Raw genomic sequence first — 16522 nt, 5'->3', positions numbered from 1 at the left:
GTGGCTTTTCAAGGTTAATAAGGTATTTGCTGATTAATCAGTCACCACCTCTGGGTTGCTAACTAGTAACATGCGTCCGCGTGCAGCTAAATATGTTGCTACTTGCAGCTGCATTTCAGCATTTGCGGCAGCACTGCCTTCAACTGTAGCCGCTTGGGCTTCATCTTGGGCTGGTGTTAAAATAGAGCCATGATGTCCTTTAGTAAATTTAACTAAGTAGCTTCCCGCTGTTTCACTTAATGGCTGTGAAGTGCTTACTGTTTCAAGCCCCATAAAGTTTGCTAATGGAATCGTTCCTGAAATTGGGTTATTCGCTGCTGCAGGTGGAATAACTTGGTCAGGTTTGTTATCTACGTCATCGCCTACAACTACATTGGTGTATACAGGTGTACCTAATGCGTTTACCGCTGCCGCGTAATTTGTTGGGTCACCACTATCAAGTGCTGTTTGCGCAGCAAAAGCAAACTCGGTCATTACCCCTTGAATGTTTGCAAGTTTTGTAGTTTCGCCTGCCGTAGTAAGTGATGTTACATACGCCTGATAGCCACAGGTTAAAAACGCTTCCATATCTGGTAGGAATGTACCACAGTTTGAAATAGCATCTGCTTGAAGAAACTCGTTAAACTCTTGTGACTCAGCAGTACCTGCTTGAGATAATACAGAACCTTGTATAAATGGCCCAAACGCAGCCGACTCAAGTAAAAAGCTTGCTATACCACCACCGCCACTGGCAAGTGCTACAGTGTTGACCTTAAATAACGGGTCAACTGTGTCTGCAAGCGGGCTATTAGCCTGTGCTATAAATGCAGGTGCAACAATAGAACCTAACGAGTGACCAACGTAGGTTACATCTTGCGCGTTAATAGTCGCATCATTAATAAAGTTTAAACCTAAACGTAAGCCTAATAAATCTGCTGATGATTGGCGTAAGCTATCACGCGCAACTAATAGCGAGTTTAAATTCATGTAACTAAGCACTGAGCCTGTTGTAGCATTAAAGTCATCTGTACCATCTGCATCAACATCTACACCCCGTTCGCCATGGCGAGGGTGATCAATTGCAGCGGTAGCAAAACCTTGAATTGAAAGTTGTGCTGTTAGCGCCAACATGCTTTCTTTGTCTGTTGTTATACCGTGTTGCATAATAACAACTGGCCAGCCAGCTTCAGGCATTTCAATGGGGTCAAGGCCTTGTGAATCTCGTATAAAATTAATAACCGGTAAAATCGGTTTAGTTATTTGCACTGGCACATTCGCCATGCTTTGTACTTTAGGGATAGAGTTATACTTAGTTAAATGGCGCGTAGAGTCTAGCCCTAAATCACGTAACTGCCCGTTACTTAGCGCAGCACAAAGTGCATCATTTTCACTAATTGGATCTGCCGGAAACGCTTCGCCTGCGGCCGCTTTGTAACCTAAAATAGCCACCGCGTTGTCGCACATACCTTGCCAATATGTATCATTTAAATCACTTATTTCAGTGCCGGTTGGCGTCCCTAAATACATGGGCAGCATGACGCTACCTTTTAAGTATTGCACACCTGAAAATGCATCCGAAACGCTCACACCCGCAGCTGCAAATACTTGCTGTACATTAACCATAGCTTGTTCAGGTACACTGACCATTGGGGTTGGTAATGCGTCGTTTTGTAAGCTAGCAGCCAGTAAGTTTTTAATTGTACCGAGCACAGGCCCTGCTGATTGAATGGTCATTGCCGCAGAAAATATAATGTCATCTTTAGTGATATCTCCTGAACTTACCACGACATTTTCATAACTATTTACAGCCGCTTGAAGGCCCAGCTGAGCATCTGTTATTAGTGGCGCTTCTTCGCTCACTAATGCGTAAGTAGAAGAAGGCTGAATAGAGCGACCTTGAGAATCCTTTAAACCTGTAGTTAATACATTTATATATGAACTACCCGGTGTGAATGGCTTTAATGGAATAATAGCCACAGCATCGCCAGAGGCTTGGGAAATAAAATCTACGCCGTAGGTTAATTCGCCAACCAATTTACAGGCTGTACCAGCGGTAACTACAGAACATTCTGTATCCGTAAGGCTTGCGCCCATCACAACTTCAAAAATTCTTACCGTACCAGGCGACGCTGCAGAAGCTTCATCAAGCGATACACCAGTCGGGAAAGTTAAATCAATTTTGTAAGGTACTTGTGATGACCAGCCATCTAAAGCACCTAACGCTAACTGCGGATCTGCATAAGCAGTGCGGGGCACAGAAACGTTATCGTCGTCTAATTCACCTGGAATATTAATTGTGCCATCTTGAGTGCCACTCATTAATAAATCGTTAGGGACAGATAAAACCCCATTAGCAGGGTCAAAGGTCACCGTAGCATTAGGTATTATGGTTGCAGTATCGTTTTTGACATCTTCTAATGTTTCTCCGCCGCCACAACCTGCTAATGCAGCTGTAACTGAGAGTGAGAGTAGCATTTTTTTCATATTTTTAGCTCCGCACATATCTTTATTTTTATAGTGTGTTCATTCAAAGTAAGTGTGTTTAATCAGTGTAGTAAAGTTAAAACAATGTAATCAGTTTATTAATGAGACATTAGACCAGTTAAACTTAACGTAAAGTTTATAATTCCGCCACCTAAATTTTCAATAAATTCGATTACTTGACGATTTGCTATGTTAAAATCAAAAAAAATTTATAAATTGGTATTTATATGCAAACTTATCTAGCAACTCAAAATGCACTTCAAAATAAAGTAATATTAATTACAGGTGCCGGCGATGGTATTGGCCGCGTAGCTGCTATTACCTATGCAAAGCATGGCGCAACAGTTATTTTACTGGGTAAAACTACAAATAAGTTAGAATGCGTTTACGATGAGATTGTTAATGCTGGTTACCCACAGCCGGCTATTGTGCCAATGGATTTAAAAGGCGCGACAAAGCAAAACTACCGCGATTTAGCAGCCACAATCGAAAGTCAATTTGGCCGATTAGACGGCTTATTGAATAATGCGGGTATTTTAGGGTCGCTCGGCCCTCTTGAGCACTTTTGCTCTTCTACGTTTGAAAACATCATGAAAGTGAATGTGACCGCACAAGCAATGATCACCAAAGCACTATTTCCTGTATTGCGTAAGTCAGATAATGCCTCTATTGTTTTCACTTCATCAAGTGTGGGGCGTAAAGGGCGCGAATTTTGGGGACCATATGCAATATCTAAGTTTGCCGTTGAAGGTATGATGCAAACTTGGGCTTGTGAAGTGGGGAAAACCAATATCCGTGTAAATTGTATAAACCCTGGTGCAACGCGTACCTCTATGCGTGCAGCGGCCTACCCGGGAGAAGATCGTGATAAGCTGGCAACCCCTGAAGATATAATGCCAACGTATTTATACCTTATGAGTGATGATTCAAGTAAGGTGAATGGCGAGTCACTCGACGCACAAACTAAAAAGTAACATTTTATTTTTCTCATTAAAAAGCCGCAATAAATTGCGGCTTTTTAGTTACTAATTGTAAAAGCTATTTACGCTTTGTTTGCTTAACACGTTGGTTATGCTTTTTAACTGCTTTGCGAATTTGGTTGATTTTAGCACGCTTATCTTTGCGTTTTTCAGGCATTACCGACAATTTAGTTTGTGTTTCACGGCCTAATTTAACCGTTTTACGTAAATAGTTAACGGTTTCTAAATCAAGTTCAGCCCAGCCACCTTGAGGTAGGCGTTTATCTAACTCTAATTTTCCGTAACGAATACGAATAAGACGAGACACTTCTACATCCTGCGATTGCCATAAACGGCGAACTTCGCGGTTACGTCCTTCGTTTAGCGTTACATTGTACCAGCGGTTAATACCTTCGCCGCCCAGTGATTTAACTGTTAAAAATTTAGCAGGTCCATCTTCAAGCTCTACGCCACGTGTTAAGTTTTTAATGGTTTCATTGGTTACTTCACCAAATACACGGGCTGAATATTCACGCTCAACTTCATAACTTGGATGCATTAATCGATTAGCTAACTCACCATCGTTAGTAAATAACATTAAACCCGCCGTATTAATATCTAATCGACCAACCGCAATCCAACGTTCACCGTCTATGCGAGGTAAACGGTCAAAAACAGTACGGCGACCTTCCGGGTCTTTACGTGTACTTAACTCACCTTCTGGCTTGTTGTACATAATTACACGACAAATGCGGTCTGCTTTTTCTTCAATTTTAACTGTGTGGCCATCAACTCGTATTAAGTCGGTTTCCTCAACACGGTCACCTAATTTAGCCACTTTACCATTAACACTAACGCGGTTTGCATCAATGTATTTTTCCATTTCACGTCGTGAGCCTACCCCGGCACGGGCTAGGACTTTTTGTAACTTTTCACCTTGAATACTCATTCGGATGGTTCTCTCACAGAAGGATCACTTAATAACTGGTTTATTTTGCTTTCTTGCTTTGCTGGCAATGCAGGGAGTTGCTCTAAACCGGTTAACGAAAAATAATCTAAAAATAATTTTGTAGTTGCATAAAGTGCTGGTTTACCAGGTACCTCTTTGTGCCCTACTACTTTAACCCACTCTCGCTCAAGGAGGGTTTTAATAATTGCCGATCCGGTTGTTACACCTCTTACTTGCTCTATTTCACCACGCGTTATTGGTTGCCTGTAAGCAATTAACGACAATGTTTCTAATAGTGCGCGAGAATATTTAGGTGCCCGTTCTTGCCATAAATTACTAAGCCAAGGACTTAAACTACTACACGCTTGAAAACGATAACCACTGCCTACTTCAACGAGCTTAATGCCACGTGTTTGATAGTGAGTATAAATAGCGTCAATTGCAGTGTTAATTCGTGACATAGAAATAGCTAAATCAGCCAGTACTGTATCTTTTAAGTGGCGTTTGCTAACAGGTTTGTCTGAGACAAATATAGCCGCTTCAATGATCTCAATTAATTGTTCATCACTAATTCGACGACCCGCCATAATATTTTGCTTTGCCCTTTAAAATACTTAGCCATCTATTATGACAGAACATCGCAAAAGGGGGAAAATATATCTGCTTTTAAAACAAATTAAATGCACAAAAAAGCCAGCAATTAATGCTGGCTATTGTATGTAGCGTATTTAACTAACATTAGCTGTTTTTATAATGCTTTAGTGCATCATCTTCAGCAACGGCTTTACCGTATTTGTTAATGTAGCCTTTAAACTCACCTTTACTGATGCGTTTATCATTGTTGCCATCCATATAACCAAAATGGTTAGAAATATCATCATCATCAGCTTCTTCTACTGAGATGTAACCATTTTTGTCGTTATCTAAACTTCTAAAATCATTTTCAATTTTATCAAACTTAGCTATTTTAGCTTTAAATGCCGACTCACTTACTTCGCTGTCAGTCGCTACCTTACCGGTATTTAACTGCATGTAAGTGTTAAATTCTTTACGACTGATCTCATTATCCATATTGGTATCAATATTTGAAAAGTGACCCCAGATGCTATCGTCATCTGCTTCTACTTTTGAAATATAACCATCGCTGTCGTTATCTAAACTTGCAAAATCGCTATCGATTTTTTCAAGGCCTTGGTTTGAGGCACAAGCGGCTAAACTTAACGAAGCTAAAATAGTTGTTGCGAGTGTTAACTTTTTCATAAGACGTATCCTTGTAGTTAGTAAATGTCACTTTAACTAATACAAGTCCAGTGCCAAAGTACGCAAGCCACCAATAATCAATAAGTTATGTAGGTTTAGTTTATTTTATATACACTAATCAATTACTTAGCTTTGCAATGATTGCTGCCTACCTTGTAATTTTTGCAAAAAAATACCCAGTACAAACTGGGTATTATTTTAATCTATATGTTACTGCGCAATTAGATTGCTGCGTTTTGATAACGCTTTACAAATTCAGTGACATTTTGGCCGTTACACTTTAATGAGTTTAAGTTACCAATTTTTTGGCGAACAGGCGCAAGACCTTTCTTTAACGCAGTGATACATAACTGTGTTTCTTGTTGTGCATCTTTTGCAAACACTTCAACTTTTGATTCAGCAGCTTGGTTAGACGTTACCTTTTTAGCAATGTCGCGAATATCCTGACCATTACATAAAACACTTTTAGAAAAACGCGATAAGTATACACCGTGCTGTGCTGCTTCTTTGCGTGCTGCACTAAAGCCTTCATTTGCACTTAATACACATAATTTAGATTCAAGTTTGTTATCTTGACTGAAGTAAGTGTTGCTTTTTGCTGATACAGACGCAGAGGCTAATAAAGCAGTAGCTAAAAGTAATTGTGTTTTCATGAGAGAGATCCTATTTGAACGACTAAACAAGTAATTTTTGCGCATTATATATTCAATAATTACGAGATCAATTGAATTTTTTATTTATTTAAATAATTAATAAAGCATTTACAATGTTTAAACCTTACGCACCAATTGATCAACATTTGCGCAGCTATTTTCTCATTTCGAGCGTGTTATGTAGGCTTATTTACTGATACAATTTAGTTATAAAAACAGAGTCTAATTAAAGGTATATTTTATGAAGGTTATTTCTTTCAATATCAATGGTCTGCGAGCACGCTTACACCAGTTACAAGCAATTATAGATAAACACCAGCCAGACATTATTGGTTTGCAAGAAATTAAAGTTCATGATGAGGCGTTCCCTCTCGAGGACGTACAAAAAATGGGTTACCACGTTTATTTTCATGGTCAAAAGGCACACTACGGTGTGGCAATGTTATGCAAAAATGAGCCTAAATCGGTCTTAAAAGGTTTTGCCAGCGACACTGAAGAAGCACAAAAACGCATGATAAGTGTGACAGTTGAGCAAGAAAATGGCCGCGACCTAACGGTAATGAATGGTTATTTTCCGCAAGGCGATAATATAAATCACGAAACAAAATTCCCTTATAAGCGCCAGTTTTACAAAGATTTAATGACCCATTTAGAAACAAACCATACGCCAGATGGAGACGTCATTGTTATGGGCGATATCAATATTTCACCTACCGACTTAGATATTGGTATTGGTGATGTAAACGCTAAACGCTGGCTTAAAACAGGTAAGTGCTCGTTTCAACCAGAAGAGCGTGAATGGCTTGCTAAATTATTGAATTGGGGCTTTAAAGATACTTTCAGGGAGCAAAACCCTGAAACAAGCGACAAATACTCATGGTTTGATTATCGCTCTAAAGGGTTTGTGGATAATCGTGGTTTACGCATTGATGTTGTACTTGCTACTCATGCCCTAGCTGAGCGCTGTATTGATACCGGTATAGATTACGAATTACGCGGCATAGAAAAGCCCTCTGACCATGCACCAATTTGGTCAACTTTTAAATAATTGCCATGTTAACGCTTGAAATACAAGGGCCACTTTGGGCCCTTGTTATCATTATTACTTTTATTAGCGTAGAAAAAACTACCTATAAAGCACTTTATAATACGCCTGCACGACAAATAGGGGTACTTGCGTGTGCGTTAGTATTTGCAATGTTATGGCAAATTAAAGCGGGTATTTTAAGCGGTCTTGATTTACACATTTTAGGTGTCACTGCCGCAACGCTTATTTTAGGGTGGCGCCTTACTATTTTAAGTAGCCTGCTAGCCATTGCCCTATTAGCGGCTTTTGCAAACATTGATATCAATCTTCTGCCCATGCAAATACTGTTTGGTGCATTTATTCCTACATTATTAAGCTACCTTGGCTTTATAATGAGTTATCAGTATTTACCGCGCCATTTTTTTGTTTATATTTTTGTCTGCTCTTTTATATTGGCAGGCTTTATTGCATGTTTAAAAATAAGCTTAGGGGCTTTGTTTTATTTGCTCATAGGGCAATATAATTGGCAAGAATTGGCGGATAATTACGTATACCTAAGTGCTATCATTTGGTTTCCTGAGGCAATGCTCAACGGTATGGCCATTACGCTTTTGATCACTTATCGGCCACACTGGGTCAAAACTTTTTATGATAAGGACTACCTAGACTCATGAGTCTGCAATACCAATGCCCTTTATGTAACCACGCACTTTCAAAACACAATTCATCACTTCGATGTGACAATAATCACACCTTCGATTTTGCTAAAGAAGGCTATGTAAATTTATTACCGGTGCAACACAAAAACTCAAAGCAACCGGGGGATTCGCTCGAAATGGTACAAGCAAGGCGTGCTTTTTTAGAACAAGGCTTTTATGCATTTTTACAGCGCGCATTAAGTAATATAATTAGTGAGCGCAAACCCAAAGTGCTAATAGATTTAGGCTGCGGTGAAGGGTTTTACACTCATGCCATTGCCGACAAAATAGAGGCTCAGGTATACGGCGTCGATATTTCTAAATCAGCCGTAAAATATGCAGCAAAGCGTTATCCACAATGTCAATTTAGCGTTGCATCAATTAGCCAAGCGCCTTTTAAATCAGGCACGTCAGATGTGTTACTTAGTGTTTTTGCGCCTTTATTTGAACAAGAGCTGGCGCGTTTAGCAGCGCCTAATGGCACATTAGTAGTTGCAAGCCCAGGGCCATGGCATTTAAAAGAGCTTAAAGAATATATATATGCAGATGTAGCAAAACACACTGAAATTGATACGCCAAGCGGCTTTATAAAAGCAGCTCAAAAGCTTATTACAGAGCAGGTTACGCTTAATTTTTCAGATATTAAAAATTTAATAATGATGACACCGTTTGCATGGAAATTTAGACCTGAACATTGGCAAGCTCTTGAAGAAAAAGGCGCCCAAAGCGTTACCCTATCGTTTTACATTACCGAGTTTAGTAAAGCCGATTGATGTTTTAATAACGAGTGTAATACCAATTTGCAATAATATTTAATCATTTTTAGGGGCTAAACGTGTCGCTATATGCGTTAAAAAAATCTCATTTACGACTGTATGAATGCAGAAGGTAGAGCAATGCAGGAGCAATTGCCAAGAACAACTAAATAGCGAATTTTTGCCTTGCTATCAACACGCTTTTCCATCCTCAAAATAGATCATTTAATTATGCGCATTGGTATAAGAGGAAATTACTGACTGGCTATATTGAGTTAGCTCATATCCAGAGGGAACGTTATAAATAAATTGAGCAAAGCGTGCGCTCTGCTCATACAATTTTCAATAGATGCGCTCTAAAACTGCTCTTTCGTAAACGCTTTATCCATTTTATCAAACATGTCATTTAATAAGTGTGCAAGCTCCATATAACGGGGCTTGTTTTCACTTAATTGGGCTTGATAGCCATTTGCCACCATTTTGGTATATAACTCGTTATACCATTTTTGCATGCTCGGCTCTAATTGTGTTTCGGCACGCTTACCTAACCAAAACAGCCCTTGCAACGGTAATGACAAAAAAAACAATGCGCTGGCAATCGCTTGCGGTAAAAAATCGGGACCTAAATAGTTAAGCTGAAAAAATAACGTAAGCATGGCTAATATTGGCATAACAGTAATGGCCAGCTCGGTTGCCTTAATGACTTTAAATTCATTAAACAACGGTGCTAACTCTTTACGCATAGGCCATTTTTTTGCATATACTCTACCCGTTTGTAATTGTGACATCACACTTTTTTGCATCATGACTCCTCACATCTAAACTTTTAAACCCGTAGCGCCTGCTTGCCACTGCCTGTAAGTGTAACACAAATAATTAGCTTCGCACTTTAGCAATAAAAGTTATTGTTTTTGTATATATAAGCAACTAAACACTAAACTAAATATATTAACTGGGTTAAAATAGTTACTTTAAAAATTAGACTTTAGTCGCTTTTTTATCATCTATATGGTGGCTAAGTTTACCTTTAATTTGCACCTTAAGTGTATTGCTCATGTCTTAACGTACACTTACTAAATTTATTGTTTATGGAAACTGTATCTATGCCAACTACGCCCTCTAAATCACAACACGTTTTAGTATTAAACTGTGGTAGTTCGAGTTTAAAATTTGCCATTATTGATGCTGATAACGGGCATGAAATTATTTCGGGCTTAGCTGAACGCCTAGGTTCAGAAAATCCATCTATTAAATATAAATACCAAGGTGATAAAACCGTTATTACCTTAGCTGCTAATCAAGCGCATGGTGAAGCAATTAATACGCTTGTGAATCTAATTAAAGATCACCACTTAGATGAGCATTTAATTGCCGTAGGCCATCGTGTTGTACACGGTGGTGAGCACTTTACTCAATCTGCATTAGTGGATGAAAAAGTCATTGCGGGTATTTCAGATGCTTCAAGCCTTGCCCCTTTACATGGTCATGCAAACTTACTCGGTATTTCATCAGCGCAGGCTTCGTTTGCTGGTTTACCACAGGTTGCTGTGTTTGACACGGCATTTCATCAAACCATGGATAAAGTAGCCTACTTATATGCACTTCCTTACAAGCTATACACAGAGCATGGTGTTCGCCGTTACGGTATGCATGGCACAAGCCACTATTATGTAGCTGGGCAAACCGCTAAATTAATTAATAAGCCTGTTGAGCAAAGTAATTTTATTAGTGCGCATTTAGGTAATGGTTGCTCTGTATGTGCAATTAAAGGCGGTAAAAGTGTAGATACTAGCATGGGTTTAACTCCTCTTGCTGGGTTAGTAATGGGCACCCGCAGTGGTGATATCGACCCTGGTTTGTTTAACTTTTTAACGACACAACTTAGTTACGATGCAAAACAAATCGACAACTTACTTAATAAAGAAAGCGGATTATTAGGTATTAGTGAACTGTCTAACGACTGTAGAACCATTGAAGAAGCCGCTTTAGCAGGCCATGAACAAGCCGCCCTTGCGCTTGATATTTTTTGCTACCGCCTTGCGAAACAGATTGCCGCCTACATGGTGCCATTACAGCAATTAGATGCACTTATTTTTACCGGCGGTATAGGGGAAAACTCAGACATTATCCGTGAAAAAGTAATTACACAACTGGCGTTTTTAGGCTTAGATTGCGATAAACAAGCTAATCTAGATGCGCGATTTGGTAATGAAGGCGTTATTAGCTCGGCTAGCGCTGCAACTAAAGCGGTTGTCATGCCAACTAATGAAGAATGGGTAATCGCCCTTGATGCTGCTAACATTGTCAAGGAGCTTTAATTATGGCACGTCGTATTATGTTAATCCCGGTTTCTACTGGTGTTGGTTTAACATCTGTTTCTGTCGGGTTAGTACGTGCGCTTGAGCAAAAAACCGTGAAAGTAAACTTTTTCAAGCCAATTGCCCAGCCACGTACGGGTGAAACAGGGCCTGAAAAGTCGACTCAAATTATTATGCAAGGCTCATCAATTACGCCTCCTATTCCTTTTGCATTAAACTATGCAGAACAAATGATTGGTGATGGTAAAGGCGATGATTTACTTGAAGAAATAGTCGAGCGTTTTGAAAGTAAAATTAACGATGATGAAGTTGCTATTATTGAAGGTATGGTGCCTACGCGCCGCCAACCTTATGCAGGTCGTGTAAACCGCGAAATAGCCCAAACACTCGGTGCCGATATTGTATTTGTATTAACCCCTGGTAATTACACTATTACACAAATTGAAGACCGTTTAGAAATTGCTGCTGGGTATTATGGTGGAATTGATCACCCGCGCGTTTTAGGCTGTATTTTTAACAAAGTAAATGCTCCCCTTGATGAAGAAGGCCGTGCTCGCGCAGATTTGGTGGATTCTTACAAGCCTGAAGAGCTCGATAACGAATTAAATCGTTTAGCGTCTTTACCTATTTTTAGAAAAAATCCATTTATGCTGTTAGGCGCTATCCCATGGGACTTTGATTTAGTTGCGCCGCGCGTTAAAGATTTAAGCGCGTATTTAAAAGCCACCATTATAAACGAAGGCGACATGCTACACCGTCGCTTACGCCGTATTACGTTTTGTGCGCGTACCGTATCAAACATTTTGAACCACTTTACTCCAGGTGCGTTATTAGTCACCCCAGGCGATCGTTCAGATATTTTGGTCGCTGCGTGTTTATCTGCGATGAACGGCACTAAAATTGGCGCCATTTTACTTACCGGTGGTTTTGAGCCAGAGCCGCGTATAATGGCGCTATGTGAACAAGCAATGCAAACAGGCTTGCCTATATTAGCCACAGAGGCCGATACCTGGCGTACCTCATTACTGCTACATAATTTTAATATGGAAGTCCCAAGCGATGATGACCAACGTATTGAGAAAGTAAAAGATCACAACGCAGAGTATATCGATTCTGATTGGCTCGACACGCTTGCAAAAAATGTTGGCAAAACACGTAAGCTTTCTCCTCCTGCGTTTCGTTATTTACTTACTGATAAAGCCCGTAAGGCGGCTAAAACAGTGGTACTTCCTGAAGGAAATGAGCCGCGTACTATTAAAGCCGCGGCTATTTGTGGACAACGTGGTATTGCAAAAACAGTATTACTTGGCGACCGTGATGAGATTATGCGTATTGCCGAGCAACAAGGTATTGAACTTAACGAGCACGTAAGTATTGTTGAGCCAAAATCGATAATTAACGACTATGTTGCACCTATGGTCGAAATTCGTAAAAGTAAAGGCTTAACAGAAGTTGTTGCACAAGAGCAATTACAAGATAATGTTGTCCTTGGCACTATGATGCTTGAGCAAGGTAAAGTTGATGGCTTAGTATCTGGCGCTGTAAACACAACAGCTAATACAATTCGCCCACCGCTACAGCTAATTAAAACCGCTCCAGGGTCATCACTTGTATCGTCTGTGTTTTTTATGCTGCTGCCTGACCAAGTACTGGTATACGGCGACTGTGCAATTAACCCCGACCCTAATGCAGAACAGTTAGCAGATATCGCTATTCAGTCAGCCGACTCTGCAGCCGCGTTTGGCATAGAGCCACGTGTTGCCATGATCAGCTACAGTACAGGTACTTCAGGCTCTGGCGCTGATGTAGAAAAAGTACGTGAAGCCACGCAAATTGCTCAACAAAAACGTCCAGATTTAATTATTGATGGGCCATTGCAATACGACGCTGCGATTATGGAAAATGTTGCTCTTAAAAAAGCACCAAATAGTCCAGTCGCAGGTAAGGCTACGGTATTTATTTTTCCTGATCTAAATACCGGTAACACAACCTACAAAGCCGTACAGCGTAGTGCCGATTTAATCAGCATAGGGCCCATGCTACAAGGTATGCGAAAGCCTGTTAACGATTTAAGCCGTGGCGCATTAGTCGATGACATAGTGTATACCATCGCACTTACTGCTATTCAAGCAGCTCAAGTTGAAGCGCTCGAAAAAGCGTAAATTAAACTAGTGCTTTTTATAGCCTAACTAATATTTACTTATTAATTAGTTGGTTAGGCTATTTATACCTACCAATTCCCACACTTATCCACAGAAATTGTGGGTAAGTTTTAAATCTCTATCACAAAAGCTAACCAACTCTTATTTTAGTGTCTGTTGCACCTTTAATTTAAAGCCAATAATCTATACTATTAACTGACTATATACGCTGTTTGCAGGTTATTAATGTCAAAACAAACATTACAATTACACAGCACGCTGTTGTCAATTCATAGTTTAGAAGTGGATGCAGACATTCCTGTAGCGCTATTAAAGTTACCCCTATTTTTTATTTCTAAAACTCACGATGAGCTTTCTATTGTTTGCCCTAGTGATTTTACTATTAACTGTTTAGATACTGAGCCTGATTGGCAAGCACTTGAAGTCGTAGGTCCGTTGGGGTTTTCTTTAACGGGGATTATGGCCAATATATCTGGCGTACTTGCAAAGGCTAATATTTCTATTTTTTCTATTTCAACCTACGACACAGATTATATTTTGGTAAAAAAACACACCGCGCAACAAGCCATCACTGCACTTAAAAACGATGGCTACAATTTAGTAGTAGATCAATAATGAGAGCGGCCTCTATCGAGTTTTTAGCGCAAAATAAGCTACCCACCAGCGCATTAAAAATTACTAGCCCCTTTAGCGGCAAAGTTATTGAATTAAACCAGCACCCTGAGCCCTTTTTTAAATTTTCTACCCTCGGACCAACCGTGTTGGTTGCATTAAGTAATCATAAAATTTTAGCGCCCTTTGATGGCACTTTAGTGCAGGTTAAAAATGCAGGATGTGAATTTATTCTTCAAGCAAATAACGGGTTAAAGGTTCTTATTAACTTGTCACTACCGGCGCAGCAGCCTATTACACACACACATATTGCACAGCTCAATGGCAGCAAAATAAGCAAAGGCCAGCGCTTAGCTTATTTTGATTTACGCGAACTTAAATCGCCCTTACTGGCCAGCTTGGTGCTTTTGAATGGCCATAATTTAGGCACATTTCATTATTCACACACGCAAGTAAATGCGGGTGTAGACCCCCTTTTAACTATTATTAAGAAGAATTAAACCTATGATCACTCTTTACGGCATTAGTAATTGCGACACCATTAAAAAAGCCAAAAAATACCTCGCCGATAACAACATAGACTTTACCTTTCACGATTACCGAAAAGACGGTGTAAACGAACAACTTGTAAGCGAATTTGCTGAGCATATTGATTGGGAGCAATTGGTTAATAAGCGTGGCACAACCTATCGCGCACTCTCTGACGAACAAAAGCAAAGCCTAAACAAAGACACTGCTATTACATTACTTGTAGAGCAACCAGCTATGATCAAGCGCCCTGTGCTTGTTAATGACAACAGCTACCACTTGGGCTTTAAAGCTGCGCAATACGATGAGATATTTAAATAATGAGAAATGACGTAATTGCACTTGCACAAGCGCTTATTCAGCGCGAGTCGGTTACCCCTGAAGATGCGGGTTGCCAACAAATGATGAACGAACGTTTAGAAGCCCTAGGCTTTAATATTGAGTCGTTATTTTTTACCGATACGCTCAACACATGGGCCCGAAAAGGTAACGAGTCGCCGCACTTTTGTTTTGCAGGCCATACCGATGTGGTCCCCACAGGCCCTGCACAAAACTGGCAACATCCGCCATTTTCAGGCTTAATTGAAGATGGTTTACTACATGGCCGAGGCGCAGCTGATATGAAGGGCTCTCTTGCCGCAATGCTTGTTGCTACTGAGCGCTTTGTTGCTAAAAACCCTGATCATAAAGGCTCTATTTCATTTTTAATTACCTCCGATGAAGAAGGCCCATTTATCAACGGTACAACCAAAGTAATAGACACACTTGAAGCACGCGGTGAAAAAATTGACATGTGCTTAGTAGGTGAGCCTTCATCGCGAGATATACTTGGCGATGTAGTAAAAAATGGGCGCCGTGGATCACTTACTGGCTTTTTAAAAGTCAAAGGTGTTCAAGGCCATGTAGCCTACCCGCATTTAGCACAAAACCCAATTCATTTGGCTGCACCCGCCATCACTGAACTTAGCCAAACAGTGTGGGACAACGGCAATGAATTTTTTCCTGCAACCAGCTTTCAGGTATCAAATATAAACGGTGGTACAGGTGCCGGTAATGTCATACCAGGCGAGCTTGAGGTGCAATTTAATTTTAGATTTAGTACCGAAGTAACTCATCAACAGCTGCAAGAGCGTGTTAATGCTATTTTAAAAACGCATGACTTAAACTACGAATTAAGCTGGATAGTAAATGGCTTGCCGTTTATAACCGAGCACGGCCCGTTAGTTGATGCCACCGTAAATGCGATTAAATCTGTCACGGGGTTAACCACTAACCTCGAAACGACCGGAGGTACGTCAGATGGGCGCTTTATAGCGCAAACAGGCGCAAAAGTGATTGAACTAGGCCCGCGCAACGCCACTATACATAAAGTTGATGAATGTGTAAGCACCGATGATTTAATAGCTTTGGCTGATATTTACGAGCAAATTTTAGAGCAATTGTTAACCTAATGGCACTCGTTACTAATACACTAGCAATGTGTATCACTGGGCAAAGTGATACACATCTCACCACGATTCAATCGCATCGGTTACATACTGATATTATTGATGACTTTTTAGCATTGCAAAATGGCGCTAAAAAAGCTGGGTTTGAGCTAACTATTGCCTCTAGTTTTCGCGATTTTGATCGCCAAGCTATGATTTGGAATAATAAGTTTTTAGGCCTACGCCCTGTTTTTAATAAACAGCAGCAGGAAATTGATTTAAGCCAGCTAAATGAGCTGGAAAAATGCACGGCTATTATGCTCTATTCTGCCTTGCCAGGTGCTAGTCGGCATCATTTAGGCACTGACCTTGATGTGTATGATAGCGCCGCAATTAGCGATGATTATAAACTGCAACTGACCCCTGATGAATATCAACAAGGAGGGCCATTTGCGCCACTTAGCCAGTGGCTTGATAATAACTTAGCAAAATATGGTTTTTATCGCCCCTACAAACAGGATTTAGGCGGTGTAGCACCTGAGCTTTGGCACATTAGCCATATTAAGCAATCTCAAAAGTTAGTAAATACATTGAGCGAAGCGATGCTTTACGAATGTATAAGCAACAGCGATTTAGAGGGTAAGTCAGCTATTTTAAATAATTTGCCCACGCTCTATAAACGCTTCATAACAAATGTAAGCCCGCCATAAT

At 40.2% G+C, this 16522-nt stretch carries 17 protein-coding genes; 11 read left to right on the top strand and 6 right to left on the bottom strand.

Features of this window, described 5'->3' with window-relative positions:
* Positions 1–33 precede the first annotated feature (33 nt).
* Positions 34–2463 carry a VolA/Pla-1 family phospholipase gene (locus QUE46_RS07360; protein WP_286247256.1) on the bottom strand — a complete coding sequence of 810 codons (2430 nt, stop codon included), beginning with the start codon at positions 2461–2463 and terminating at the stop codon, positions 34–36.
* Between the two features lie 227 nt (positions 2464–2690).
* Here QUE46_RS07360 and QUE46_RS07355 point away from each other — a divergent pair, with 227 nt between their 5' ends.
* Entirely contained in the window at positions 2691–3437 is a 747-nt protein-coding gene (locus tag QUE46_RS07355; RefSeq protein WP_286247253.1) for a YciK family oxidoreductase, read from the top strand.
* A gap of 64 nt (positions 3438–3501) precedes the next feature.
* Here QUE46_RS07355 and rluB read toward each other — a convergent pair whose 3' ends face one another.
* The 4 genes from rluB to QUE46_RS07335 form a co-directional block, all read right to left on the bottom strand.
* Positions 3502–4371 carry a 23S rRNA pseudouridine(2605) synthase RluB gene (rluB, locus tag QUE46_RS07350; RefSeq protein ID WP_055015003.1) on the bottom strand — a complete coding sequence of 290 codons (870 nt, stop codon included), beginning with the start codon at positions 4369–4371 and terminating at the stop codon, positions 3502–3504.
* On the bottom strand, positions 4368–4958 hold the full coding sequence (gene scpB / locus QUE46_RS07345; protein ID WP_286247250.1) for an SMC-Scp complex subunit ScpB: 591 nt from the start codon (positions 4956–4958) through the stop codon (positions 4368–4370). Before scpB ends, rluB begins: the two co-directional genes overlap by 4 nt.
* A 151-nt stretch (positions 4959–5109) precedes the next feature.
* Positions 5110–5631 carry an EF-hand domain-containing protein gene (locus QUE46_RS07340; RefSeq protein ID WP_286247248.1) on the bottom strand — a complete coding sequence of 174 codons (522 nt, stop codon included), beginning with the start codon at positions 5629–5631 and terminating at the stop codon, positions 5110–5112.
* Positions 5632–5852: 221 nt separating this feature from the next.
* Positions 5853–6284 carry an exonuclease III gene (locus QUE46_RS07335; RefSeq protein ID WP_286247246.1) on the bottom strand — a complete coding sequence of 144 codons (432 nt, stop codon included), beginning with the start codon at positions 6282–6284 and terminating at the stop codon, positions 5853–5855.
* Positions 6285–6525: 241 nt separating this feature from the next.
* Between QUE46_RS07335 and xthA the strand changes: the two genes are divergently transcribed.
* Genes xthA through QUE46_RS07320 form a run of 3 tightly spaced genes read left to right on the top strand, consistent with a single transcriptional unit; the run spans position 6526 to position 8782 of the window.
* The gene (gene xthA / locus QUE46_RS07330) at positions 6526–7332 is read left to right on the top strand and encodes an exodeoxyribonuclease III (protein WP_286247244.1); all 807 of its coding nucleotides are present in this window, start codon (positions 6526–6528) and stop codon (positions 7330–7332) included.
* Positions 7333–7337: 5 nt separating this feature from the next.
* Positions 7338–7985, top strand: coding sequence for an energy-coupling factor ABC transporter permease (locus QUE46_RS07325; RefSeq protein ID WP_286247241.1), 648 nt, complete (start codon positions 7338–7340; stop codon positions 7983–7985).
* Positions 7982–8782 carry a putative RNA methyltransferase gene (locus QUE46_RS07320; RefSeq protein WP_286247239.1) on the top strand — a complete coding sequence of 267 codons (801 nt, stop codon included), beginning with the start codon at positions 7982–7984 and terminating at the stop codon, positions 8780–8782. Before QUE46_RS07325 ends, QUE46_RS07320 begins: the two co-directional genes overlap by 4 nt.
* Before the next feature lie 338 nt (positions 8783–9120).
* Here the strand turns inward: QUE46_RS07320 and yfbV are convergent, their stop codons facing one another.
* Positions 9121–9567 carry a terminus macrodomain insulation protein YfbV gene (gene yfbV, locus QUE46_RS07315; protein WP_286247700.1) on the bottom strand — a complete coding sequence of 149 codons (447 nt, stop codon included), beginning with the start codon at positions 9565–9567 and terminating at the stop codon, positions 9121–9123.
* Positions 9568–9867: 300 nt separating this feature from the next.
* Between yfbV and QUE46_RS07310 the strand changes: the two genes are divergently transcribed.
* From QUE46_RS07310 to QUE46_RS07280, 7 genes are all read left to right on the top strand, one after another.
* The gene (locus QUE46_RS07310; protein ID WP_286247698.1) at positions 9868–11082 is read left to right on the top strand and encodes an acetate kinase; all 1215 of its coding nucleotides are present in this window, start codon (positions 9868–9870) and stop codon (positions 11080–11082) included.
* A 2-nt stretch (positions 11083–11084) separates the two neighbouring features.
* Positions 11085–13244: a phosphate acetyltransferase gene (gene pta / locus QUE46_RS07305; RefSeq protein WP_286247237.1), complete on the top strand. Its 2160-nt coding sequence runs from the start codon at positions 11085–11087 to the stop codon at positions 13242–13244.
* Positions 13245–13469: 225 nt separating this feature from the next.
* Entirely contained in the window at positions 13470–13859 is a 390-nt protein-coding gene (locus QUE46_RS07300; RefSeq protein WP_286247236.1) for an ACT domain-containing protein, read from the top strand.
* Positions 13859–14356: a PTS glucose transporter subunit IIA gene (locus tag QUE46_RS07295; RefSeq protein ID WP_286247234.1), complete on the top strand. Its 498-nt coding sequence runs from the start codon at positions 13859–13861 to the stop codon at positions 14354–14356. Before QUE46_RS07300 ends, QUE46_RS07295 begins: the two co-directional genes overlap by 1 nt.
* 4 nt (positions 14357–14360) lie before the next feature.
* Positions 14361–14705 (top strand): ArsC family reductase, encoded by a 345-nt coding sequence (locus QUE46_RS07290; RefSeq protein ID WP_286247232.1) that lies wholly within the window; start codon positions 14361–14363, stop codon positions 14703–14705.
* Positions 14705–15835 (top strand): succinyl-diaminopimelate desuccinylase, encoded by a 1131-nt coding sequence (dapE, locus tag QUE46_RS07285; protein WP_286247230.1) that lies wholly within the window; start codon positions 14705–14707, stop codon positions 15833–15835. The genes QUE46_RS07290 and dapE overlap by 1 nt, the downstream gene beginning before the upstream one ends.
* Positions 15835–16521: a M15 family metallopeptidase gene (locus QUE46_RS07280; RefSeq protein ID WP_286247229.1), complete on the top strand. Its 687-nt coding sequence runs from the start codon at positions 15835–15837 to the stop codon at positions 16519–16521. The genes dapE and QUE46_RS07280 overlap by 1 nt, the downstream gene beginning before the upstream one ends.
* The last annotated feature ends 1 nt before the right edge of the window (position 16522 follow it).

Origin of the sequence: Pseudoalteromonas sp. MM1, from assembly GCF_030296835.1 — a bacterium.
Classification (GTDB): domain Bacteria; phylum Pseudomonadota; class Gammaproteobacteria; order Enterobacterales; family Alteromonadaceae; genus Pseudoalteromonas.
This window is presented reverse-complemented; position numbering and strand designations above follow the sequence as displayed.